This window comes from Streptomyces sp. Ru72 (assembly GCF_002920635.1).
Taxonomy (GTDB): domain Bacteria; phylum Actinomycetota; class Actinomycetes; order Streptomycetales; family Streptomycetaceae; genus Streptomyces.
This window is the reverse complement of record NZ_PQSR01000020.1, coordinates 1-21822: the sequence shown is the minus strand read 5'-3', so window position 1 is coordinate 21822 and position 21822 is coordinate 1. Positions and strand designations below refer to the sequence as shown.

At 71.9% G+C, this 21822-nt stretch carries 20 protein-coding genes and 1 pseudogene; 11 read left to right on the top strand and 10 right to left on the bottom strand.

The features are described 5' to 3' along the window. Positions 1-27 precede the first annotated feature (27 nt). From C3488_RS12520 to C3488_RS12510, 3 genes are all read right to left on the bottom strand, one after another. The gene (locus C3488_RS12520) at positions 28-2175 is read right to left on the bottom strand and encodes a bifunctional diguanylate cyclase/phosphodiesterase (protein WP_103839469.1); all 2148 of its coding nucleotides are present in this window, start codon (positions 2173-2175) and stop codon (positions 28-30) included. Further along, complete coding sequence (locus tag C3488_RS12515) at positions 2172-2984, bottom strand: SAM-dependent methyltransferase (RefSeq protein ID WP_103839468.1); 813 nt, start codon at positions 2982-2984, stop codon at positions 2172-2174. Before C3488_RS12515 ends, C3488_RS12520 begins: the two co-directional genes overlap by 4 nt. A 344-nt stretch (positions 2985-3328) precedes the next feature. Continuing rightward, a complete protein-coding gene (locus C3488_RS12510) occupies positions 3329-4285 on the bottom strand; it encodes an SCO0930 family lipoprotein (RefSeq protein WP_103839467.1) in 957 nt (318 codons plus the stop codon). Between the two features lie 486 nt (positions 4286-4771). Here C3488_RS12510 and C3488_RS40460 point away from each other — a divergent pair, with 486 nt between their 5' ends. From C3488_RS40460 to C3488_RS12490, 4 genes are all read left to right on the top strand, one after another. Then, entirely contained in the window at positions 4772-5179 is a 408-nt protein-coding gene (locus C3488_RS40460; RefSeq protein WP_181138994.1) for a hypothetical protein, read from the top strand. A gap of 16 nt (positions 5180-5195) precedes the next feature. Next, positions 5196-5960, top strand: a complete 765-nt coding sequence (locus C3488_RS12500; RefSeq protein ID WP_103839466.1) for a DUF4239 domain-containing protein — start codon at positions 5196-5198, stop codon at positions 5958-5960. 289 nt (positions 5961-6249) lie between these two features. Further along, positions 6250-6822 carry a hypothetical protein gene (locus tag C3488_RS12495; RefSeq protein ID WP_103839465.1) on the top strand — a complete coding sequence of 191 codons (573 nt, stop codon included), beginning with the start codon at positions 6250-6252 and terminating at the stop codon, positions 6820-6822. Between the two features lie 53 nt (positions 6823-6875). Next, positions 6876-7565, top strand: coding sequence for a class F sortase (locus C3488_RS12490; protein WP_103839464.1), 690 nt, complete (start codon positions 6876-6878; stop codon positions 7563-7565). Positions 7566-7607: 42 nt separating this feature from the next. Here C3488_RS12490 and C3488_RS12485 read toward each other — a convergent pair whose 3' ends face one another. Next, positions 7608-8459 carry a polysaccharide deacetylase family protein gene (locus C3488_RS12485; RefSeq protein ID WP_103839463.1) on the bottom strand — a complete coding sequence of 284 codons (852 nt, stop codon included), beginning with the start codon at positions 8457-8459 and terminating at the stop codon, positions 7608-7610. Positions 8460-8630: 171 nt separating this feature from the next. Here C3488_RS12485 and C3488_RS12480 point away from each other — a divergent pair, with 171 nt between their 5' ends. From C3488_RS12480 to C3488_RS12460, 5 genes are all read left to right on the top strand, one after another. Further along, entirely contained in the window at positions 8631-9092 is a 462-nt protein-coding gene (locus C3488_RS12480; protein WP_103839462.1) for a universal stress protein, read from the top strand. A 96-nt stretch (positions 9093-9188) separates the two neighbouring features. Then, a complete protein-coding gene (locus C3488_RS12475) occupies positions 9189-10613 on the top strand; it encodes an amino acid permease (protein ID WP_103839461.1) in 1425 nt (474 codons plus the stop codon). A gap of 134 nt (positions 10614-10747) precedes the next feature. Then, entirely contained in the window at positions 10748-11296 is a 549-nt protein-coding gene (locus C3488_RS12470) for a sigma-70 family RNA polymerase sigma factor (RefSeq protein ID WP_103839460.1), read from the top strand. Positions 11297-11432: 136 nt separating this feature from the next. Continuing rightward, positions 11433-11948, top strand: coding sequence for a hypothetical protein (locus tag C3488_RS12465; protein ID WP_103839459.1), 516 nt, complete (start codon positions 11433-11435; stop codon positions 11946-11948). Between the two features lie 158 nt (positions 11949-12106). Beyond that, a complete protein-coding gene (locus tag C3488_RS12460; RefSeq protein ID WP_103839458.1) occupies positions 12107-12766 on the top strand; it encodes a zf-HC2 domain-containing protein in 660 nt (219 codons plus the stop codon). A gap of 141 nt (positions 12767-12907) precedes the next feature. On the opposite strand, the gene C3488_RS12455 is transcribed toward C3488_RS12460, so the two are convergent. Beyond that, positions 12908-13282, bottom strand: coding sequence for a hypothetical protein (locus C3488_RS12455; RefSeq protein ID WP_103839457.1), 375 nt, complete (start codon positions 13280-13282; stop codon positions 12908-12910). Between the two features lie 102 nt (positions 13283-13384). On the opposite strand from C3488_RS12455, the gene sigJ reads away from it, so the two are divergent. Further along, positions 13385-14314, top strand: coding sequence for an RNA polymerase sigma factor SigJ (gene sigJ / locus C3488_RS12450; RefSeq protein WP_103839456.1), 930 nt, complete (start codon positions 13385-13387; stop codon positions 14312-14314). A 64-nt stretch (positions 14315-14378) separates the two neighbouring features. Here sigJ and C3488_RS12445 read toward each other — a convergent pair whose 3' ends face one another. Together C3488_RS12445 and C3488_RS12440 are read right to left on the bottom strand one after the other, a co-directional pair. Continuing rightward, entirely contained in the window at positions 14379-15239 is an 861-nt protein-coding gene (locus C3488_RS12445; RefSeq protein ID WP_103839455.1) for an Fpg/Nei family DNA glycosylase, read from the bottom strand. A 47-nt stretch (positions 15240-15286) separates the two neighbouring features. Next, complete coding sequence (locus C3488_RS12440; RefSeq protein ID WP_103839454.1) at positions 15287-17359, bottom strand: SpoIIE family protein phosphatase; 2073 nt, start codon at positions 17357-17359, stop codon at positions 15287-15289. A gap of 209 nt (positions 17360-17568) precedes the next feature. Between C3488_RS12440 and C3488_RS12435 the strand changes: the two genes are divergently transcribed. After that, on the top strand, positions 17569-19005 hold the full coding sequence (locus C3488_RS12435; RefSeq protein WP_103839453.1) for a lipase maturation factor family protein: 1437 nt from the start codon (positions 17569-17571) through the stop codon (positions 19003-19005). A 352-nt stretch (positions 19006-19357) separates the two neighbouring features. On the opposite strand, the gene C3488_RS12425 is transcribed toward C3488_RS12435, so the two are convergent. The 3 genes and pseudogenes from C3488_RS12425 to C3488_RS12415 form a co-directional block, all read right to left on the bottom strand. Continuing rightward, complete coding sequence (locus C3488_RS12425; RefSeq protein ID WP_103839451.1) at positions 19358-20341, bottom strand: aldo/keto reductase; 984 nt, start codon at positions 20339-20341, stop codon at positions 19358-19360. Beyond that, positions 20338-21093, bottom strand: a complete 756-nt coding sequence (locus tag C3488_RS12420; protein WP_103839450.1) for an SDR family NAD(P)-dependent oxidoreductase — start codon at positions 21091-21093, stop codon at positions 20338-20340. Before C3488_RS12420 ends, C3488_RS12425 begins: the two co-directional genes overlap by 4 nt. Further along, positions 21090-21533 (bottom strand): annotated as a pseudogene (locus C3488_RS12415) (hypothetical protein); the annotation flags it as partial. The gene C3488_RS12420 and the pseudogene C3488_RS12415, both read right to left, overlap by 4 nt. Between the last annotated feature and the right edge of the window lie 289 nt (positions 21534-21822).

Sequence of the window (21822 nt, the reverse complement as noted above, 5' to 3'; positions counted from 1 at the left end):
GGGGCGCGGTCCGTACGGCCGCGGCACTCAACCCGTCGCGTCCACCAGGGCCAGTTCGTGCAGCCGCTCGGGTGGGCCGGGGCGGGCGTAGTACCAGCCCTGGGCGGTGTCGCAGCCCATCATCCGCAGCTGTTCGGCCTGGGCGCCGGTCTCCACGCCCTCCACCGTCACCGCGAGGTCGAGGCTGTGGGCCAGGGAGACGATCCCCTCCACGATCTTCAGGTCGACCGGGTCCGCCGGGTACTGCTGCATGCTCTGGGTGAAGGAACGGTCCAGCTTGAGGACCCGCACCGGCAGCCTGCGCAGGTTGGCGAGGTTCGAGTAGCCGGTGCCGAAGTCGTCGAGGGCGATGTCCACGCCCATCTCGGCCAGCCGGCGCAGCGGCTTGAGCAGATCGTCGTCCGCGCCGATGAGCGCCGACTCCGTGACCTCCAGGCAGAGCGCGTCCGGCTCGAGACCGGCCCGCTCCAGGATCTCGACGGTGTCGGAGACCAGCCCCGGATGGGTGAGCTGGCAGGGCGAGAGGTTGACGTTGATGCGCAGCGGGCCGGGCTGGTCCTGCTTCTCCTGCCAGGCGCGGGCCTGCCGTACCGCCTCCTCGAGCACCCAGCGGCCCAGCGGCACGATCAGCCCGGTGCGCTCGGCGAGCGGGATGAAACGGTCGGGGCCGAGCACCCCGTGCTGCGGGTGCAGCCAGCGCACCAGCGCCTCGGCGCCGTGCACCCTGCCGTCGCCGAGGTGCACCAGCGGCTGGTACTCGATGAAGAACTCGCCCCGGTTCAGGGCCGTGGGCAGGGCCGTGGTCAGCCCGTGCCGGGTGATCGCCCGGGCGTCGGCCTCGGGGTCGGCCAGCTCGTAGCGGTTGCCGCCCGCCGATTTCGCCCGGTACATGGTGATGTCCGCGCTGCGCAGCACCTCTGCCGGGCCGCGCTCGCCCACCGGGCCCTCGACGATGCCGATGCTGCCGCGCACGGTCAGCTCCCGCCCGTCGATGCTGATCGGGGTGACCAGCGCGTTCATGATGCGCCCGGCGAGCTCGTCGACTCCGCGCTCGGTGTCGGGCCCGGTGGTCAGCGCCACGAACTCGTCGCCGCCGAGGCGCGCGACCATCTCGCCGGGGCCGGTCGCGCAGGCCTGCAGCCGGTCGGCGACCTCGACGAGCAGCCGGTCCCCGGCCGCGTGCCCCAGGCTGTCGTTGATGGTCTTGAAGCCGTCCAGGTCGAGGTAGCACAGGCCGAACCGCCGGCCCTCCCCCGCCGCCAGCGCCTTCTCCAGCCGCTCGAAGAACAGGGTCCGGTTGGGCAGGCCGGTGAGCGCGTCGTGCGTGGCCTCGTAGCGCAGCCGGAGGTTCAGCAGCCGCCGCTCGGTGGTGTCCTCCATGAGCGCGAGCTGGTACTGCGGATTGCCGTCGGCGTCGCGCAGCAGGGACACCGTGAGGTTGGTCCACAGGACCGTTCCGTCAGGCCGGTAGAAGGCCTTCTCCACGTGGTAGTGGTCCCGCTCGCCGCGCACCAGCTCGTCGTACAGGTGCCAGACCTGCGGTGCGTCGTCGGGGTGGGTCCACTCGGCGACGTTGCGGCCTCGCACCAGTTGCTCGGAGCCGCCGAACATCCGCAGCAGGGCGCCGTTGACCTGGAGGACGTTGCCGTCGAGGTCGGCGATGCCGATGCCTATGGCGGCGCCCTCGAAGACCGCGCGGAAGCGGGCCTCCGTGGCGTGCAGCGCCTCCGCCACCTCGCCCTGGGCGGTGAGGGCGGCCTGTGCGATGGCCTCCTGTTCGGCCAGCGTGCGCTCCTTGAGTGCCGCCGCGAATCCGGCGGCCATCGCGTGCTGCAGCCGTGAGCAGCGGGAGCGCCGGGCCTCCTGCGTCTGCGCGGGGGCGTCCGGGTCGCCGCAGTAGAGCACGAGGTAGGCGTCGACGCAGTCCAGGGTGCGGCTGAGGGCCTCCGGGTCGGTGCAGTGCGCGTCGATGAGCGCCGCGCCGATCCCCTTGGCCGCGGCGGCGTCGAACGCCCTGGCCCGCAGCGCCTCGCTCAACTGCCGGGCCAGCGGCAGCAGTCGCTCCTCGAACTCCGGCCGCGTCAACGACGTCGAGGTCACCGGGTAGACGGCCCGGCTCCAGATCGTCGCGAACCTGCGCAGTCTGTCCTCCGGTCCACCCGGTCCCGCGGTCACGCCGAGCGCCCCACGCCGGCGAACCCCGCGAACGAATAGGGGTCCTCGTCCTCGGGTGCCGTGTCGGGCCGCCACTTCGGCATCGGCACCAGCCCGGGTTCCACCATGTCGTACCCCTCGAAGAACCGCGCGATCTCGTCGCGCGAGCGCATGATCAGCGGATTGCGGATGGTGTTGTACACGTCGACCGCGCCGTCGGCCCGCTCCTTCGGCAGCGGGATCCCCTCGTACGAGGCGTGCGTGAGAACGAGCAGGCTGCCCGGCGCGAGCGCGTCGCGCAACTCGGCCACCGCACCGTACGGGTCGTCCGTGTCCTCCACGAAGTGCAGTATGGCAACGAGAAGGAGCGCGACTGGCCGGTTCCGGTCGATCAGTCGCTCCGCCTGAGGGCTCGCCAGGATCTCCTGGGGCTTGCGGAGGTCGGCAGCGACGACGTCCGCGTGCTCGTTGCCCTGGAGCACGGCGCGGCTGTGCGCGACCGCCACCGGGTCGTGGTCGACGTACACCACGCGCGCCCCCGGGTGCGCCTGCTGCGCCACCTCGTGGACGTTGCCGAAGGTCGGAATGCCGGAGCCTATGTCGAGGAACTGGGTGATGCCCTCACCCACGGCGAAGCGCACGGCGCGGCGCATGAACGCCCGGTTCGCCTGCATGATCTTGGGGAGTCCCGGCATGTACTCCATGGCCCTGCGCGCCGCTTCGCGGTCGACCTCGAAGTTGTGGGAGCCGCCCAGGTAGAAGTCGTACATACGGGCGACACTCGGCACGGAGATGTCGATGCTCCGAGGGGCCCAGGCGGGGCGCTCCATGCAGGTCTCCAAGGCGTTGACGACGGTGTAGGCGATCCGGTGTTCGAGCTGAGGCTACTGATCGTCCGCCAACGGAGCGAGTAAAAACGGAAATTGACCGTCCGTTCCCGGTCACGACGTGGTGTTTCCGTGGAGGGCCTGGGACGCGCGCGGCCGCCCGCGCCGAAGGGTCCACGCCTCGCCGCCGCCCACGCCGAAGGGTCCACCCCCTCCGTGCGGTGCGGAGGGGGTGGACCCGGTCGTGCGCGCCTGTGTCCCGTTCGTCCGGCTGAGTGTCCACTCCCTTCCGCGTTTCCGTCGCTGACTGGGTGAGGCGGTCGATCAACCCTGGGGAGGTGTGATCTCTACTTCGGCGCGCCGACCGGCTTTCCGTCGGGCGATACGGCGTACCAGGTGCCGCCCACACCCTGACCGTTGGTGTCTCCGGGGGCCTTGTCGCCGGAGAAGGTGTAGATCGGCCAGCAGTTGACGGTCATCTGCTTGGCGCCGTCGGGGCGGGTGAAGCCCATGAGGCCCTTCTTCTGGACGCCCTTGGTGTCCTCGACCGAGACGGGGGCGACGACGGGCCACTTCTCCAGGCAGGCGCCGGTGCAGTTCGACACCGGCTTGGGCCATGCCTTGTCCTTCAGGAAGCGGTAGACCGTCATGCCGTTCTTGTCGACGACGATCGGGCCGAGCTTCGGGTCGTTGCGGACCGACAGGCCGGGCAGGGAGGACGCGGCACCGGCCTTCTTGCCGGTGGGCGCGGTCGCGAACCAGGTGCCCTTGACACCCTGGCCGTTGACGTCACCCGCCTTGGTGTCCTTGGCGTACCGGTACATCGGCCAGCCGGCGATGGTGAGCTGCTTGGTGCCGTCGGAGCGCGTGACCTCGCCCAGCAGGGACGTGTCGATGCCGGAGGCGACGGTGGCCCCTTCGGCGGGGACCGGCGGCCACGCCTTGGCGCAGTCGCCGTCACAGGAGGACTTCGGCGGCTCGGCCGTGTCCTGGTCGAAGCGGTAGAGGGTGAAGCCGGCGCCGTCCGTGACGATCTTGCCGAGTTTCGCGTTCTCGACGACGGCCAGCTGACCCGCGGACTGCCCGCCCGCGGAGGCGGAGGCGCTCGGCGCGGCGGTGGAGTCGGCGCCGTAGCCGTTGCCGGGGAGGGAGGGGCTGGAACCCAGGCCGCCCGGGAGGGCGGTGGCCCCCACGTTCTGACTGCCCGCCGACTGGGTGCCGCTCTGCGAACCGCACGCCGTCGTGAGCGCCAGCACGGCGGCAGCGGTCGCCACGAGGGAGGCGCTCCGCCAGGATGTCTTCATTCTCAACTCCCGCTGTCAGCTTCGGTGTTGCAGCGTCCTCTGTGCGCCGCTGTGTGGCCATGGGTACGGGCGGGAGTGCCCGGTGTGTTCAATCGGACCGGGAAATTCTTTTCGGAAGCTGTGACGCGTTTCCGGCCGGCGTCCCGGCCCGCCCCCGGCACGCCTCGCACAGATGTGCCCAACTCGGCGTGGACCGGGCGTGGTTGCTCAAAACGCCACCACGACGGATCTCCCTCCTTCGAGGCAATTCGCCGGGGGCCGGGCGTGCGGGGGCGCGGCGAAGCCGATGATCTCGGTCGTGCAACGACCCCAACGGCCCCGAACGACCCTCGTCACCCGGGGGTTGACCCTGGTGACGCTGGCGTGGTTCCTCGTCGGCGTTCCCGCCGGGGTGGCGTCGGCCGACGCGTGCGCGTACGCCTCGACCGGCCCGGGCGGCACGGAGGCGGTGGCGGTCGCGGGCGGCGACCTCTGGCCCACGCCGCCGTGCTCCGCACCGAGCCCGAGCCCCACGCCGCCACCCAGCCCGACACCGACGCCGCCTCCGACGCCCACCCCCGAGCCGCCACCCGAGCCCCCGCCGCCCCCGCCGCCGCACCCCACACCGAAGCCCGTGCCTCCGCCCCCGCCGCCGCGCGCCCTTCCGCCGGCCCCGCGGCCGGTCCCGACACCTGCCCCGGTCCCCGTCCACATCCCCTCCCCCGCGCCGACGCCGTCCCCCGACGCCCCCCGCCGAGGCCGAGCCCGCACCCCGCCCCGACTCCGGTGCGCTATCCGGCCTACCACCCCGTGTCCCACCCACGGCCGCCCCATGACGGGCCGTCACCGCTCACGTTCACCCTGCTCATCGTCGCGCCCGCGGTGTTCGCCATCGCCGCGCTGCGTCCGCGCTGACCTCTGGAGGCACCTGTTGTCGGAATGGCTTGTTCTCACCCTCGCGATGGCGGCCGCGTGCGCCGTCGTGGTCGTGGTGACCCTGGTCCGGGCCCGTACGGCCGCCGTGGACGAGGACCCGTCCGAGACCCCGGACGTGATCGAGTACATGACGATGTGGATCGGCGTGGTGTACGCCATCGTGCTGGGCCTGGCCATCGCCGGGGTGTGGGAGGCGCGCAGCGCCGCCCAGGACCATGTGCAGGCCGAGGCGCAGGCGCTGCACGAGATCTCGCAGCGCGTCCGCGTCTATCCGGCCGACGTCCGCGACCGTGTCCGCGCCGACGTCAACGCCTATGTCGGTCATGTCGTGACCACCGAGTGGAAGGCCATGGCCGATCACGGCGAGGTGACCGCCCGCGGCCAGGAGCTGTTCCAGCGGATCCGTCAGGACGTCACCGACTACCACCCGAAGACGGACTACGAGGCGCAGGCCTACCAGCCGCTCGTGGACCAGGTGACGGCGGCCGACGCGGCGCGCAACGCGCGCGCCGGCTCCACCGGCTCGACGATGCCGCCGGTGGTGTGGTTCGGGCTGATCGCGGGGGCGGTGGTCACCATCGGGATGGTGTTCGCGCTGCAGATCCGGCGTACGGCGCGCGAACTCCTCCTGGCAGGGCTCTTCTCGGCGCTGATCGCCTTCCTGCTCTTCCTGATCTGGGACTTCGACGCGCCCTACAGCCGGGGCGTCTCGGCCTCCTCGGAGCCGTTCCTGGCGCTGTTCCCGCAGCTGCACGGCTGACGGGTCCCGAGCCTCAAGGAGGCGGGCGGGCCCACCCGGCCCTCAAGCGGGTGTGCCCACCGAGCCTCAAGAGGCCGCGGGCACAGCGAGCCCTCACGGGGGCGGGCGCCCTCCGCGCCCGCCCCCGTACGGCCCCGCCTCCCCTGTGCGGCACACACCCGTACCCCATTCGCTCTACTGCGATCGCGCCCGGCGACCCCTTTTCTTAGCGTTTCGGGCAACGAGGTGCATTTCCGAAGCAAGCGGAACAGGTCCGCGGCACGGCTCCTCGGAGACCTGGAGGCTCACCATGCGCGCGATTCGCCTCGCTTCGGCCGCAATGCTGGGCGTCAGTGCCCTGGCCCTCACGGCGTGTACGACGGCCGTCGCCCGAGGCGGGGAGGCCGGCGCCGGCCACTCGAATTTCTCCTACAACCTGGAACCGGCCGCGGTCGCCCCCGGTGGGCGGGTCAACCTGCCGGTGCGGGGCTGCAACCAGGACGCCAAGGTCTTCTCGGGCGCCTTCGACGACGTCACCATTCCCCGGGGCCGGAACTCGGCCACGGCCACGGTCGGCCGGGACGCTCTGCCGGGCACCACGTTCGATGTGCTGTTCCAGTGCGGCCACCAGGCCGGCCACCGGCAGCTCGTCATGACCTCCGGGCGCAACGACCGCGACGAGGAGTCGCGGGACGAGGGCTCGGGCCGTGGGAACGGACGCGGCGAGGCGGAGCGGCCACAGCACGGAGTGCACGCCGGTGAGGGTGGCAGCATCGGCGGCTTCGACCTGAAGAAGACCGGCCTCGGTGCCGCCCTCGTCCTGGTCTCGGTCGGCACGGCCTGGCACCTCACGCGCCGCCGTGGCCGCGGCAGCACCTCCTGACCGTCACAGCGTGAACGGCGCGGCGAGACGGCGGCGCCGGGAGGGGATGGCGAATGTCTGCTTCCGGGCCGGCCGACGGAGGAGAGGGGCGCCAGCGCAAGCGCGCCCCGTGGGGTGTGATCGCGCTGGCGCTGCTGACGGGTCTCGCCCTGGTGCGGAACGGTTCGGGCGAGTCCCCCATGGGCCCGCCCCAGCCCGTGAGGGCGGCGGCCCCCGACTCCCGCTCGGGGTCGGGCTCGGGCTCGGGCTCGGGCTCGGGCTCCACTGTCTCGGAGACGCCCGATCCGCTGCCGTACTCCGCGGTCGGGCGCGTCCGCATCCCCGCGCTCCAGATCGACGCCCCCGTCATACCGGTGGGCCTGGACACGTCCGGCTGGGTCGCCGCCCCGCCACCTGAGGATCCGAACCTGGCGGGCTGGTTCACCGGCGCGGTCTCACCCGGCGAGAAGGGCACGGCCGTGATCGTGGGCCATGTCGACAACCATGAGGGGCCGGCCGTCTTCTACGGGCTCGGTGCGCTGGGAAAGGGCCATCACATCGAGGTCCGGCGCCAGGACGGCAGGACCGCCGTGTTCGAGGTCTACGGCAACGAGGTCTTCGACAAGGCCCATTTCCCCGGTGACCGCGTGTACGGGAGCAAGGGCGCCCCGGAACTACGGGTCATCACCTGCGGCGGAGAGTTCGTCGACGGGAACTACGCGGGGAACGTGGTGGTCTTCGCCCGGATGATCGCCGTGCGCTGAGCGGGGGACGGCCGGGATCGGCGTACATGCCCGGCAGGGTGCTCAGGTCGGCCGCCTCCTGGGCACGGTGAGGTGGTAGCCGGCGTCCAGCAGGAACGGCAGACAGTCGCGCAGCGCCGCCACCGTCTGTGTACGGTCGCCACCGGCGTCGTGCGAGAGGACGATGACGCCCGGAGCGGCGCCGCCCTCCACCTGCTCCACGATGGCCTTCGCCTCCGGCGGCGGGGTCGTCCAGTCGCCGCTGCCGAGCGTCCAGGCCAGCGGATCCATGCCCAGCTCGGCGCCGAGCTCGAAGGCGGCCCGGTTCCAGGCCCCGTACGGCGCGCGGAACCACAGCGGCGCCTCTCCGTACGCCTCCTGGACGATCTCGCAGGTGCGTTCCATCTCGGAGCGGATCGCGGGGCGGGTCAGCCGGGTCAGCAGCGGGTGGGTCCAGGTGTGGTTGCCGACGATGTGACCGTCGTCGGCCATCTCGCGCAGCAGGTCCCTGTGGTCCGCGGCCGGCTCCCCGCAGACGAAGAACATCGCGCGCACGTCGTACTCGCGCAGGGTACGCAGAATGCCGGGGGTGTAGCGGGGGTCGGGGCCGTCGTCGAAGGTCAGCACCATGCTCCTGCCGCGGTCCGGCATGCGCAGGATCGGTTCACGACGCACGGCGGTCCGCACCGGTGTGCGCCTCGCCGGCCAGGACCCGGTCATGGGGCGCAGCCGGAAGGCGGACGACTCGTGCGGGCCGCGGGCCCCCGGGCCCGCGGCGGCGAGGGCGCCGCGGGCCGGCCGTACCGGATCGTCCTCGAGGAGCAGCCCGGCCGCCCCGGCCGCCCCGGCCGCGCCCAGGACGGCGGCTCCGGCGAGCAGCAGGCGGCGCCGTGAGAGCAGCTGATCCTTTCTCATGATTCATCAGTGGCGCGGATCGGTGAGCCCGCGTCCGCGCAACACCGACCACGGCGGCGGAGATCACCCCATGGGACCCACGTACCGGGATGTACGGACCTGAGCGGACGTCCGGCCCGTGATCCCTGGCCGCAACGGCCCGGGCCAGCGGGTTCCGATAGCCTCGCCGATGTGACGGAACAGCACTCGCACCAGTTCGAGCGGGGCACGGACGGGCCCAAGGTCATCCTCGTCGGGGTGGACGGCTCCGACTCGTCGCTGCGGGCCGCGGCCTACGCCGGCGGTCTCGCCCGGCGCCAGCACGCGCTCCTCGCGGCCGTGTACGTACAGCCGGTGATGGCGGCCGGGGCGGCACTCGGGGCTCCGGTGGCGGAGACGACCGACCAGATCGCCGAGGAACTGGTCGCCCAGATCCGTGAGGCCGCCGAGCGGCTGAAGGGCATATTCGACGTGCGCTGGGAGTTCCACACCTTCCGCGGCGACCCGTACAACGGCCTGGTCAAGGCCGCCGAGGAGCTGAAGGCGGACGCCGTCGTGGTCGGCGCCTCCGAGCAGGCCGGCCACCGCATCATCGGCTCGGTGGCGATCCGCCTGGTGAAGGCGGGCCGCTGGCCCGTGACAGTCGTACCGTAGGGACGTCGCCGTCTTCCCTCCCCGGTGGGGGCTGCGCCATCATGATCCGGCCAGCGCATTGCCGTCCGCGAAGACGTCCGCGAAGAGGTGAGGCTCATGGCCGGACTCCGCAAGGGCGAGGGAATTCTCCGCCGCAAACCCATCGAGCACATCGACGAGACGGAGGTCGGCGAGGGCACCCGGCTCGAGCGCTCGCTCGGCCTGGGGCAGCTGACCGCGATCGGCGTCGGCGGGATCATCGGCGCCGGAATCTTCACCCTGGCCGGCACGGTCGCGAACGGCACCGCAGGACCCGCGGTCCTGGTGTCGTTCCTGATCGCGGGCCTGGCGAGCGCGACCGCCGCCCTGTCGTACGCCGAGTTCGCCGGGCTCATCCCGAAGGCGGGATCGGCCTACACGTACGGCTACGCGGTGCTCGGCGAGTACGCCGGCTGGTTCATCGGCTGGGACCTGCTGCTGGAGTACACGGCGATCGTCTCGGTGGTCGCCATCGGCATCTCCGGCTACTTCGGCTTCCTCGTGGGCGAGACGGGTGCGCACCTGCCGGCGTGGATGCTGGGGGCGCCGGGCACGGGCGCAGGGCACCGGGTGGACCTGTTCGCGCTGGTGCTGTGCCTGCTGATCGCGTACCTGCTGAACCTCGGCATCCGCAACGCGGCCCGTTTCGAGACGTTCGTCGTGGCGCTGAAGATCCTCGTCGTGCTGCTGGTGATCGGTGTCGGCGTCTTCCACATCGACGGCGGCAACTACCACCCGTTCTTCCCCTACGGCGTCGGCGGCGCGTTCACCGGTGCGGCGACCGTGTTCTTCGCGGTCTTCGGCTACGACGCCATGTCGACCGCCGCGGAGGAGTCCAAGGACGCGCAGCGGCACATGCCGAAGGCGATCGTCTACTCGCTGGCGATCTCGATGGTGCTGTACGTGGCGGCCTGCCTGGTCCTGACGGGCATGCAGAAGTACCAGCACATCGACAAGGAGAGCGGCTTCTCCAGCGCGTTCAAGGCGGTCGGCCTCAGCGGGCTCGCGGACGTGATCGCGGTCGGGGCCATCATCGGCATCCTCACCGTCATGTTCACGTTCATGCTGGGCGTCACCCGGGTGTGGTTCTCCATGTCGCGCGACGGACTGCTGCCCTCGTGGTTCGCCAAGACGCATCCCACGCGTCACGTCCCGACCCGTGTGACATGGATCGTCGGGATCGCCTCGGCCCTCATCGCCGGGTTCCTGCCGATCGCACAGGTGGCCGAACTGACCAACATCGGGATCCTGTTGGCGTTCGTCGTGGTGTGCACGGCGGTGATCGTGCTGCGCTACCGGCAGCCGGACCTGCCGCGCACCTTCCGGACGCCGTGGATGCCGTTCCTGCCCGCGATGGGTGTGGTCTTCTCGCTCTGGCTGATCACGTTCCTGCGGTGGGAGACATGGGTGCGGTTCGCCGTGTGGTTCCTGATCGGCCAGATCGTCTACTTCGGCTACTCCTACCGGCGGTCCGAGCTGGCCAAGGCCCCGCACCACCCCTGAACCGACACCGGGAAGCCGGGTACGCCTCTCCGGTCGACCGCTCACCGCACCGTTCACCGACGAACAGCGACCGCCCACCGCACCGCGCCGTCCCGGCCCTGTCCCGGCGGGCCAAGGCGCGTTGCCATACGCCCATGACGGCCGCAAGCACCACCCCCGCCACCGGGACGACCGCCGAGCACGAGCTGGCCGAGCTGCAGCGCGAGCACGGTCGTCCCCTCTTCGCGCTGCTGCTCAGGCTCTCGGACGGTGACCGACAGCGCGCCGAGGACCTGCTCCAGGAGACGTTCGTACGCGCCTGGCAACACCCCGAAGCGCTGCGCGCGCCCGATTTCGACTCCGTGCGCCCCTGGCTGCTCACCGTGGGCCGGCGGCTCGCCATCGACGCCAAGCGGGCGCGTCAGGCCCGACCCGCCGAGGTCGGGGACGCCGTACCGGAGAACGCCCGCGTGATCACCGACCACGCCGAACGGGCCGTCGCGACGCTCGACGTACGGCAGGCTGTGAAGACACTCACTCCCGAGCACAGAGAAGTCCTGGTGCAGGTGTACTTCCACGGGGCCAGTGTGGCGGAGGCCGCCCGAACCCTGGGTATTCCGCCCGGTACTGTGAAGTCCCGTGCGTACTACGCCCTGCGCGCCCTGCGCCGGGTCCTTCCGGGATACGCGGCGGACCTGCGGTGAAACCGAAGTCAGAGTCAAGCCTTCGTAAAGCGCCTTGCTGCGGACCATGGTTGAGCAATGGGCTTGCCTCATCCGTGTTGCGGACTGGGGCCCGAGTCTCGGGCGACGCGCACGCACCGGAGGAAGGCAGGAAGGGATGCTGCACAGAGGCCACGAGAGCACGGACGGCACCGACGGCGGTGAACTGACCGTCCCCATGGCATGGCTGTACGCCGAGTACATCGCGGACGAACTGCTGCGGACCGGCGACCTGATGCCGCCGACGTCCTTCGAGTTCCGCGCCGGGCGCGACGCCCTGGCGCTGACGATCTTCCTGTCCGACACCGGTGGCGAGCTCTCCCGCATCCGGGTCGTCTCACAGCTGGAGACCTGGCTTTCGCTGACGGCGTACGACCAGCCCTGGCAGGACTGGGTGTGCGAGCGGATGGCGGAGCTGTCCGCGGAAGCGGCCCGCTCCGGCGGCCCGGCGCCGGACCTCGAGCTGGCCGCGGCGGCCTGGCGCTGGCTGGAGGAGACCGAGCTGCTCGCCCCCGATCTGGACGCGGTGCCCGGCGGCGGCCCGGTGGTCGGCGAGGAGGACGGCCCCAAGGTGTGGACGCCGGCCTGGCAGCTTGGGCTGCCCCTGGGACATCTCGCCATCCATCTCTTCTGAAGAAGTCTCCCGGGACGACCAATCCGCCGGCCCGGCGGCTCCGAACACCTTTCTCGGCCGCGATTCGGTAACGGCCTTGAGTGATTCGGCCGCCTGGTCCGTACCGGTGGGCAACAGCAGCACCACCCCCACCCCGCCCACCGGCCTGAGGATTTGGTATGAGGTCCCTGGAACGCCACCGCGACGTCGGCGCCTACGCGCTGGGCGTGCTGGACGAGGCGGAAGCCTTCCGCTTCGAGGACCACCTCATGGAGTGCCCGACGTGTGCGGCGCACGTGACGGAGTTCCGCCCCGCCGCACGTCAGTTGATGCTCTACCGGAGGGCGACCCCACGGTCCGTGCACCCCTTCGCGGCACCGGGGCCCCGGTTGCTGGAGCGGCTGCTCGACGAGGTGGCGACCAAGCACCGCAGCGGACGCAGGCGGTGGCTGTACGCGGTCGCGGCGGCCGCGGTGTTCGCGGTCGGAGGGCCGACGACGGCGCTCGTCACCGGGCACGGCTCGACGTCCGCCACCACGACGGCCATGACCGCGACCGACCCGGACACGGGCGTATGGGCGCGGATCACCGCGCACGACGAGGTCTGGGGCAGCCAGATCGACGTGACGGTCAAGGACCGGTCGGGACCGCATCCCTGCCGGCTCGTCGCGGTCGGCAAGGACGGTTCGGAGCAGACGGTGGCGAGCTGGATGGTCCCCGCGGAGGACGGGGAGCCGACCACGCTCCAGGGCGGCACGGGCATGCGCTCTGACCAGATCGACCACTTCGACGTGCGTACCAAAAGCGGGCAGCGCCTGGTCACGCTGAAGACCCGCTGACCGGCCGCCCGGCTGCCCCGCCCCTCTGTTTGAGCAGCCGGAACGCTATGCGGTCCGCCGGCGGCCTGCCGCCCGTCCGCAGGCCGCCGGCACTGCGGCGAGGAGTCGCTGAAGGAAACACCTCGGGTCCCGTGTCGGACCTCAGCGCCGGGCCAGCGCCAGCACACTCAGACCGAACATCAGCACACCCAGGGGGAGATGGACCGACGGGACGTGCGCGATGCCGAGCACGACCTGGACCGAGGCGAGTGCGAGGAAACCCGACGCGTGCCGGACAGGCCGGGGCGAGCCGCCGCCCGGCTTCCACGCCAGCACCGCCGCGAGCACGTACAGCATCGACGCCCCGTACATCACACGGGCGCCGACACTGTGCAGCGTCTCTCCGTAGGACGAGGTCAGCAGCAGCCCGGCGGAGACCGCCTGAAGGAATATGGTCAGGGTCTGCAGGGCGATCGCGAACCGCAGGAACGAGGAGCCGCGCCGCGCGTTCGCCGTCGTCGTCACCTGAGTGGCCATGTCACAGTCCCCTTTTCATGCCCTCGGGCAGTGGATCGATAAGGTCTCACCAGCCCGACGACGCGGGCCCGCGAAAGGTAAGGCGAGGGGGCGGCCGGAAGCATGGGGACTGCCGGGAGCGGCGCAGACGACATAGCCGGCGAGCGACGCCAACTGATCAACGTCGCCTACCGGTTGCTCGGTTCGGTGACCGAGGCCGAGGACGCCGTACAAGATGCCTACGCACGCTGGTACGGGCTGTCACGAAGCCGGCAGGAGGAGATCCTGTCCCCCGGCGCCTGGCTCACGACGGTGACCTGCCGCATCTGCCTGGACCTGCTCGGCTCGGCGCGGGCCCGCCGGGAACGCTATGTCGGCGCGTGGCTGCCGGAGCCGCTGCCCGACCGCAGCGAGTGGGACCACGCGGGCGCCACCGGCTCCACCGGCACCGCAGCCTCCGCGGACCCGGCAGACCAGATCGTCCTGGACGAGTCGGTGACCATGGCCTTCCTCGTCGTCCTCGAGTCGATGACGCCCGCCGAGCGGGTGGCGTTCGTCCTGCACGACGTCTTCCGGTACCCGTTCGCCGAGATCGCCGACGTGCTCGGCCGGACCCCCGCGGCCTGCAAGCAGCTGGCGGCCTCCGCCCGGCGGCGGGTGGGCGTCGCGCGCGCTCCGGTGACGGCGACCGGCCGGGCCGACGTGGTGAGGCACGTCAAAGAGGCATGGGAGACCAAGGACATCGCGGCCCTCGTCGGTCTCCTCGACCCGGCCGCCGTGATGACAGCCGACGGCGGCGGCATGGTCGGCACCGTCCTGCGCCCAGTCGAGGGCGGAGCGCGCATCGCCCAGTACATGGTCGCCATCGCCGACAAGGCTCCGGGGCTCGAACTCCTGGAGCGGTCGGTCAACGGCGTGCCGGGCCTGGTGGCCCGGCGTGCCGGCGTCGTCATGACCGTAGCCTCGTTCGACGTCTCCGACGGGCGCGTCACCCGGATCTGGGCGGTCCGCAACCCGGAGAAGCTGCGGCCGTGGTCCGGGACGGCCGGCTGACCCCTCGCCCGGCAGAGTGCGCGGTCGCCGCGTCCGCTGACCGGCCGCCCGGTCGCCCCGCCCTCTACTTGAGCAGCCGGGACAGTCTGCGGTCCGCCAGCGGCTTGCCGCCCGTCTGGCAGGTCGGGCAGTACTGAAGCGAGGAGTCGCTGAAGGAGACCTCGCGGATCGTGTCGCCGCACACCGGGCAGGGCTCCCCGGTGCGGCCGTGGACCCTGAGGCCGGTCTTCTTCTCCGCCTTCAGACGTCCGGCGGCCAGGCCGCGCGAACGCTCGACCGCCTCGGTCAGCGTCGTGCGCAGTGCCTCGTACAGGCGGTGCACATCGTCCGGCGACAGTGACGAGGCCAGCTTGAACGGGGACATCCGGGCCGCGTGCAGGATCTCGTCGCTGTAGGCGTTGCCGATGCCCGCGATCAGGCTCTGGTCGCGCAGCGCGCCCTTGATCTGGCGCCGCTCGCCGGCGAGGAGTCCGGCGAGGCGCTGCTCGCCGAAGCCGTCGGCCAGCGGGTCGGGACCCAGGCGGGCGATGCCCGGCACCTGGAGCGGATCACTGACGACGTACACCGCGAGCCGCTTCTGGGTGCCCGCCTCCGTCAGGTCGAAGCCCTCCCCTGTCTCCAGCGCCACCCTCAGCGCGAGCGGGCCCTTGCCGGGGCGGGGTGCGCCGTCGGGCAGGCGGTCCTTCCACTGGAGCCAGCCGGCCCGGGCGAGGTGCGTCACGAAGTGCAGTCCGCCCGCGTCCAGGTCCAGGAACTTGCCGTACCGGGCGACGGCGGTCACCGCGCGTCCCTCGAGGGCGGTGACCGGTGGGTCGTACGTCTTCAGGACACTGATCGCGACGGGCAGCACCCGGACCACCTCGTGGCCGACGAGACGGTCGGCGAGGAACTCCTTGAGCGCTTCGACCTCGGGCAGTTCCGGCATGTGTCCAGGGTGCCACCCGCCACCGACATCGCCACCGGTCGCATCCGTCAGCCGCGTTCCCGGACGGTGAACTCGCCCCATACGACCTTGCCGCCGCCGCGGGCCTCCACGCCCCACACGTCGGCGAGCCGGTCGACGAGGAGCAGGCCCCGGCCGGAGACCTCCGACTCTCCCGCGTCGCGGCGGCGGGGCAGGGCGCTGGAGGCGTCCTCGACCTCGACGCGGAAGCGGCGGGCGTGGCCGGTGTGGACCCGCAGGGTGACGACGGCGGTGCCTTCGGTGTGCACCAGGACGTTGGTGATCAGCTCGTCGGCGACCAGTTCGATCTCGTCGGAGCGCTCGCCCGCGCCCCATGCGCGGACGGCGGCGCGGATCATGTGCCGGGCGGCGGTGAGGGCTTCCGGGTCACCGGGCGGGACGTGCTGCCGGAGGCGGTCGCCGGACCGCTTGGCGAGCCCCCGGCGCCGCAGAAGCAACAGGGCCACGTCGTCGTCGCCGCCCCGCTCCTCGGCCACGTCGATGAGCCGGTCGGCGAGGTCGCGCACATCGCTCGGGCCGGCGCAGACCAGCTCCTGAAGGGTGTGCACGCCCTCGTCGAGGTCGGCGCCCGGCTCTTCGATCAGGCCGTCGGTGCACAGCACCAGGGTCTGGCCGGGGTCCAGCTCCATCGTGGTGACCGGGTACTCCAGGCGGTCGAACTCGGCGGACAGCCCGAGCGGCAGTCCGCCCTCGACGGGCAGCCGCCGGCAGCCGCCGTCGGACAGCCTGAGCAGCGGATCGATATGGCCGGCGCGGACCAGCTGCACCACTCCGGTGGCCAGGTCGGCCTCGGCGTACAGGCAGGTCGCGAAGCGTTCGGTGTCGAGTTCCTTGAGGAAGACGGAGGCGCGGGCCATCACGGTGGCGGGCGGGTGGCCCTCGGCGGCGTAGGCGCGCAGGACGATGCGCAGCTGGCCCATGACCGCGGCCGCGTGGGTGTCGTGGCCCTGTACGTCACCGATGACGGCGCCGGCCCGGTCCCCGGGCAGCGGGATCAGGTCGTACCAGTCGCCGCCGATGTCCCGGCCGAGGGACGCCGAGCGGTAGCGGACGGCGACGTCGGCGCCGGGCACGCTGGGGATGGAGCGCGGCAGCATCGCCTGCTGGAGGCCCTGGGCGAGGTCCTTCTCCTGTTCGTAGAGCATGGCGCGTTGCAGGCTCTGCGCGATGCTGCTGCCGAGCGCGACGAGGACGTTGCGCTCGTCGGGGGTGAAGCCGCGCCGGTCGTCGTAGAGCAGGCCCATGGCGCCGATGGGGCGGGCCTGCGCGACGAGCGGCAGATAGGCGGCGGAGGTGACGCGCAGGTCCGTCAGGTGCGGCCAGAGGATGGGGTAGCGCTCGGCGAACTCCTCCGGCGACTCGATGAACCTCGGGCGGAGGGTGCGGACCACCTCGCTCATCGGGTAGGGCTCGTCGACGCGCGTGACCTGGGTGCCGGGTACGGAGCTGCCCGCGGGTCCCTCGGCGACGATGCGGATGCGGCCGGCCTCCACCAGGCCCATGACGAGGCTGGCCGCACCCAGGTGGGTGAGGCCGTGGCTGTCCTTGAGGACGTCGATGACGTCCTGGACGGTGCGGGCGTGGGCGAGCGCGGCGGTGGTGGACTCGACGATGTTCGTCTGCCGGCGCAGCGCCTCCTCCTGGGCCAGCTGTTCTCTGTGGGCCAGGCCGTCGCGCAGCTCCTGGGTGGCGTCGCGCACGATGCCGATGATCCGGCGCGGGCGGCCCGTCTCGTCGCGCCTGATGTATCCCTGGGTGTGGGTCCAGCGCAGGGTGCCGTCGCGGCAGCGGATGCGGAAGTAGGTGCCGTAGTTCTCGCTGCCGTCCTTGATGGCCCGGGCCACCAGGGCGTCGACACGGCGGCCCTCGGACTGCGGAACGCGCGAGCGCAGGCTCTCGGGGCGGCCGTCGTATTCCTCGGGGCGTACGTCGAAGATCTCGTGGGCCCGGGCGTCCATGTGGAACAGCCCGGTGTCCAGGTCCCAGTCGAAGCTGCCCATGCGGTTGAGCGCCAGGATCGGATCCGGGTGGGCGGGCCAGTCCTTCGGGAGTGACAGGGTGCTCCCTCCCCGATCAACCATGGGGCCACCATGCCAGGGATTGCCGGATTCTTCGACTTCTGCCGGCTCGGTCGTCCAGGGCCCCGGCCCGGCGGTGCGGTTCGGCCGAGTGGGCCGGGGCGCCGCCGCGTCGCCGGGTTACACAGCCCGAGCCGGGGTGTACACGGTGTGACGGGCTGACCGGTTCGGCCGGGGGTACCGGTGACACTGGAGGGAGAGGAGCGGTTGCCGTGGACTGGTTCGTCGCACCGGAGTACTGGCTGAGCCGGCTGGTCTTCCAGCGGGCTCTGGCGGTGGTGTACCTGGTCGCCTTCCTGACCGCCGCTCTGCAGTTCCGGGCGCTGATCGGGGAGCGCGGCATGCTGCCGGTGCCGCGGTACGTCGCCCGGGTGCCGTTCAGACTGGCGCCCAGCGTTTTCCACCTCCACTACTCGGACCGCTTCTTCGCCGCCTGGGCCTGGGCGGGGTGCGCGGTGTCGGCGGCGCTGGTCGCCGGGGCCGACTCGCTGGTGCCGTTGTGGGCGGGGATGGCGCTGTGGCTGATCCCGTGGCTGCTGTACCTGTCGATCGTCAACGTCGGCCAGACCTGGTACTCCTTCGGCTGGGAGTCGCTGCTGCTGGAGGTCGGCTTCCTGGCGGTGTTCCTGGGCAACGACGAGGTGGCGCCGCCGATCGTGGTGCTGTTCCTGCTGCGCTGGATCCTGTTCCGTCTGGAGTTCGGCGCCGGGCTGATCAAGATGCGCGGGGACGCCTGCTGGCGGAAGCTGACCTGTCTGGACTACCACCACGAGACACAGCCGATGCCGGGGCCGCTGAGCTGGTTCTTCCACCACCTGCCGAAGCCGCTGCACCGGGTGGAGGTGGCGGCCAACCACGTCACCCAACTGGTCGTCCCCGTGCTGCTGTTCACCCCGCAGCCGGTCGCGACGGCCGCCGCGTCCCTGATGATCGTGACGCAGCTGTGGCTGGTCCTCTCGGGCAACTTCTCCTGGCTGAACTGGATCACGATCGTGCTGGGCCTGTCGGCGGTCCTGTTCCCCACCACGGCCCCGAAGGTCCCCGCTGCTCCCCTGTGGTACGAGGTCCTGGTCCTGGCGGTCGGCGCGGGCCTGCTCGCCCTCGGCTACCACCCGGTGCGCAACATGATCTCCCGCGGCCAGATCATGAACCGGTCCTTCGACCCGCTGCACCTGGTCAACACCTACGGCGCGTTCGGCAGCGTCAGCCGGATCCGGTACGAGGTGGTGGTGGAGGGTACGGCGGACGACGTGCCGCGGGAGGACTCCGAGTGGCGGGAGTACGAGTTCAAGGGAAAGCCGGGCGATCCACGGCACTGGCCGCGCCAGTTCGCCCCGTACCACCTGCGGCTCGACTGGCTGATGTGGTTCGCGGCGCTTTCCCCCGCGTACGCGGGGTCCTGGTTCGGCGGCCTGGTGGAACGTCTCCTGGAGAACGACCGCCACACCCTGAAGCTCCTGCGCCGCTCCCCCTTCCCCCCGGACGAGCCGCCGCGCTACGTCCGGGCCCGCCTCTTCCGCTACCGGTACACGACGTGGCGTGAACTGCGGGAGACCGGGGCCTGCTGGCACCGCACCTACGTCCGGGAGTTCCTGCCACCGACCCGGCTGGCCGCGCCGGTGGCCTACGGTGACGGACGGCACGGCTGAGTGATCTCGAAGTGTGGCCGCTACCGGCAGCACGGCGAGGCGTCGCCCTTCGCCGCCCAAAGGCAGCGGGGGCTCAGGGTGCGGTGGCTCCAGGCCGCCCGCGCCACGAGGAGGGAGGGTGCCCCCGCTCGGGATGCCCCCCGGCGGAGGTCTGCAATCGAGCAGTCAGCGACATGGCAGCAGCTCCACGACCGTCTCGGCGATCAGGTCGGGGGCCGGCTCCGCATCAACGCACGCCGGGAGCTGGTGGGCGGTGCCGGCGGGTCGTAGACGAGGCCGACGTCCGCGACACGCTCATGACAGCCGCCAGATCACCGGCAGACCCGCGTCCGCGCCCTCGGCCGAGTAGTCGTCACGGCTCCTCGGTGGGCACGGGGGCGTGCGGGGGCAGGAGGCCGGCCTCTCTCAGCTCCTGCCAGAATCCGGCCGGTACCGTCGCCGCGAACTGCTCGGCGCAGTCGCGCACCTCGCCGGCCGAACGGGCGCCCACCAGGACGCTCGCCACGGCCGGGTGCGCGGAGCAGAACGCCAGGGCGGCTGCCCGCAGCGTGGTGCCGTGGCGTTCCGCCAGCGTCTTCAGGCGCAGAGCGCGGTCGAGCAGCTCCTCGGGGGCCGTCGCGTAGTTGAACGTGGCGCCCGGCCGCGGATCGGCCAGCAGACCGGAGTTGAAGGCGCCGCCGACGACGACCGACACCCCGCGTTCAGCCGCCGCGGGCAGCAGTTCGGTCAGCGCGCGCTGGTCGAGCAGGGTGTACCGGCCCGCGCACAGCACCACGTCCACGTCCGTCTCGCGCACGAAGCGGGTCAGCATCCCGGCCTGGTTCATGCCGGCGCCGATCGCGCCCACCAGGCCCTCCGAGCGCAGCCTCTCCAGCGCCGGGTAGCCCTCGCGGAACGCCTGCCCGGCGTGGTCGTCCGGGTCGTGCAGGTAGACCACGTCGACACGGTCCAGGCCGAGCCGGTCGAGACTGGCCTCGAGACTGCGTCGTACGCCGTCCGCGCTGAAGTCCCAGACGCGGCGGTGGGTGGCGGGGACCGCGAAGCCGTTCGCGAGGTCGTCGCCGCCCTCGTCCGTGGGCTCAAGCAGGCGGCCCACCTTGGTGGAGACCGTGTACGCCGTGCGGGGGTGCTCGCGCAGGACCGCCCCGAGGCGGCGTTCGGACAGGCCGAGCCCGTAGTGCGGGGCGGTGTCGAAGTAGCGGATCCCGCTCTGCCAGGCGGCTTGGACGGCGTCGTACGCCTGCTCCTCGCTCACCTCGCTGTAGAGGTTGCCGATGCCGGCGGCACCGAAGGCCAGCGGGCTGACCTCGACACCGCTCCCGCCGAGCGCGCTCACCGGCCCACCGGCCGCAACCTGAGGCCCTGCATGCCACCGTCCACGGCGAGCGCCGTGCCCGTGGTCGCGCCGGACAGGGGACTCGCCAAGTAGGCGATGGCGCCCGCCACTTGACCGGTCGTGACCAGGCGGCCGGTGGGCTGGCGGGCCTCCAGCGCCGCCCGTTCGGCGGCCGGGTCCGGGGCCGCGCCGAGGAGGCGGCCGACCCACGGCGTGTCGACGGTGCCGGGGGTGACGCAGTTGACGCGGATGCCCTCGCGGACGTGGTCGGCGGCCATGGCGAGGGTCAGCGAGTACACGGCACCCTTGCTGGCGCTGTACAGGGCCCGCTGCGGCAGGCCCGCCGTTGCGACGATGGAGCAGGTGTTGACGATCGCCGCGTGGGCGGACTTCCTCAGGTGCGGCAGCGCGGCGCGGGTCGTCCGGACGATGCCGAGCACGTTGACCTCGAACACCCGCCGCCACTGCTCGTCGTCGTTGTCCTCCACCGTGCCCTGGGCGCCGATGCCCGCGTTGTTGACCAGCACGTCCAGACCGCCGAGGTCGGCGACGGCGGCGGCCACGGCGGCCCGTACGGACGCGTCGTCGGCGACGTCCGCCCGGTGCGCGAGCAGCGGTTTGCCGACCTGCGAGGGGTCGAGGTCCAGGACGGCCACCTGGGCCCCCCGCTCCGCCAGCAGCTCCGCGGTGGCCCGCCCGATGCCGGAGGCCCCGCCGGTCACCACGGCCCGGAGGCCCTCGAAGTCGCTCATGCAGCTTGCCCCTTCTTGCCCTCGAGGTCGGCGGCCCGGAAGGTGCCGCCGGGGAACGTGTACTCCGCGATGGACTCGGGCCGCATCGCGGCGGAGAAGCCCGGCTCGGCGGGTGCCGTGCAGTGACCCTCCCGCATCACCACCGGGTCGAGGAAGTGTTCGTGCACATGGTCCACGTACTCGATCATCCGGTCCTCGTCCGTGCCGGAGAGCACGACGAAGTCGGCGAGACGGGTGAGCTTGTCGTCGGCGCACCGTAGCCGGCCGGCGGAGGCGGTGCAGGCGGGGTGGCCCCGGGCCGGCAGGTGGGCGGTGCGCTCCTCGGGGCCCGCCTCGGCGAGCCGCCGCCACAGCGGCCGGCCGGCGTGCCGGGCGGCCGGGTCCCAGACCGCGTTGACGACCGCGCCGATCGCCATGTGCATCACGCCCTTCTCGGAGCCCGGTCACCGCGAAGGCGACCGCGTCCCGTCACACGGCCGCGCCGATGATCCGGGGACTGTTCCGCTTCCTCGGTCTTCTGCCAGGCATCTCATATCTCCTCGCTCAAGGTGTTCGAGCAGATGCCCGCATACTTATCAGACCACTTGCCCAGCGGAACACCCTTTGACGGCAGTTTTTCGCGCCATCGGGCCTCTGTGGTCCGACCACCTTGGTGGTTACACTGCGACGCACCCGGCGACTGGAGGAGCGGCGTGGACGAGGCAGCCCCGTACAAGGGCACCGTGACGC

Coding starts and splice junctions, on each gene's coding strand:
- C3488_RS12460 (WP_103839458.1), top strand. CDS start 12,107: ATGAGGTCCCTGGAACGCCACCGCGACGTCGGCGCCTACGCGCTGGGC.
- C3488_RS12455 (WP_103839457.1), bottom strand. CDS start 13,282: ATGGCCACTCAGGTGACGACGACGGCGAACGCGCGGCGCGGCTCCTCG.
- C3488_RS12510 (WP_103839467.1), bottom strand. CDS start 4,285: ATGAAGACATCCTGGCGGAGCGCCTCCCTCGTGGCGACCGCTGCCGCC.
- C3488_RS12490 (WP_103839464.1), top strand. CDS start 6,876: ATGTCTGCTTCCGGGCCGGCCGACGGAGGAGAGGGGCGCCAGCGCAAG.
- C3488_RS12420 (WP_103839450.1), bottom strand. CDS start 21,093: ATGAGCGACTTCGAGGGCCTCCGGGCCGTGGTGACCGGCGGGGCCTCC.
- C3488_RS12470 (WP_103839460.1), top strand. CDS start 10,748: ATGACGGCCGCAAGCACCACCCCCGCCACCGGGACGACCGCCGAGCAC.
- C3488_RS12445 (WP_103839455.1), bottom strand. CDS start 15,239: ATGCCGGAACTGCCCGAGGTCGAAGCGCTCAAGGAGTTCCTCGCCGAC.
- C3488_RS12475 (WP_103839461.1), top strand. CDS start 9,189: ATGGCCGGACTCCGCAAGGGCGAGGGAATTCTCCGCCGCAAACCCATC.
- sigJ (WP_103839456.1), top strand. CDS start 13,385: ATGGGGACTGCCGGGAGCGGCGCAGACGACATAGCCGGCGAGCGACGC.
- C3488_RS12515 (WP_103839468.1), bottom strand. CDS start 2,984: ATGGAGCGCCCCGCCTGGGCCCCTCGGAGCATCGACATCTCCGTGCCG.
- C3488_RS12440 (WP_103839454.1), bottom strand. CDS start 17,359: ATGGTTGATCGGGGAGGGAGCACCCTGTCACTCCCGAAGGACTGGCCC.
- C3488_RS12485 (WP_103839463.1), bottom strand. CDS start 8,459: ATGAGAAAGGATCAGCTGCTCTCACGGCGCCGCCTGCTGCTCGCCGGA.
- C3488_RS12465 (WP_103839459.1), top strand. CDS start 11,433: ATGCTGCACAGAGGCCACGAGAGCACGGACGGCACCGACGGCGGTGAA.
- C3488_RS12495 (WP_103839465.1), top strand. CDS start 6,250: ATGCGCGCGATTCGCCTCGCTTCGGCCGCAATGCTGGGCGTCAGTGCC.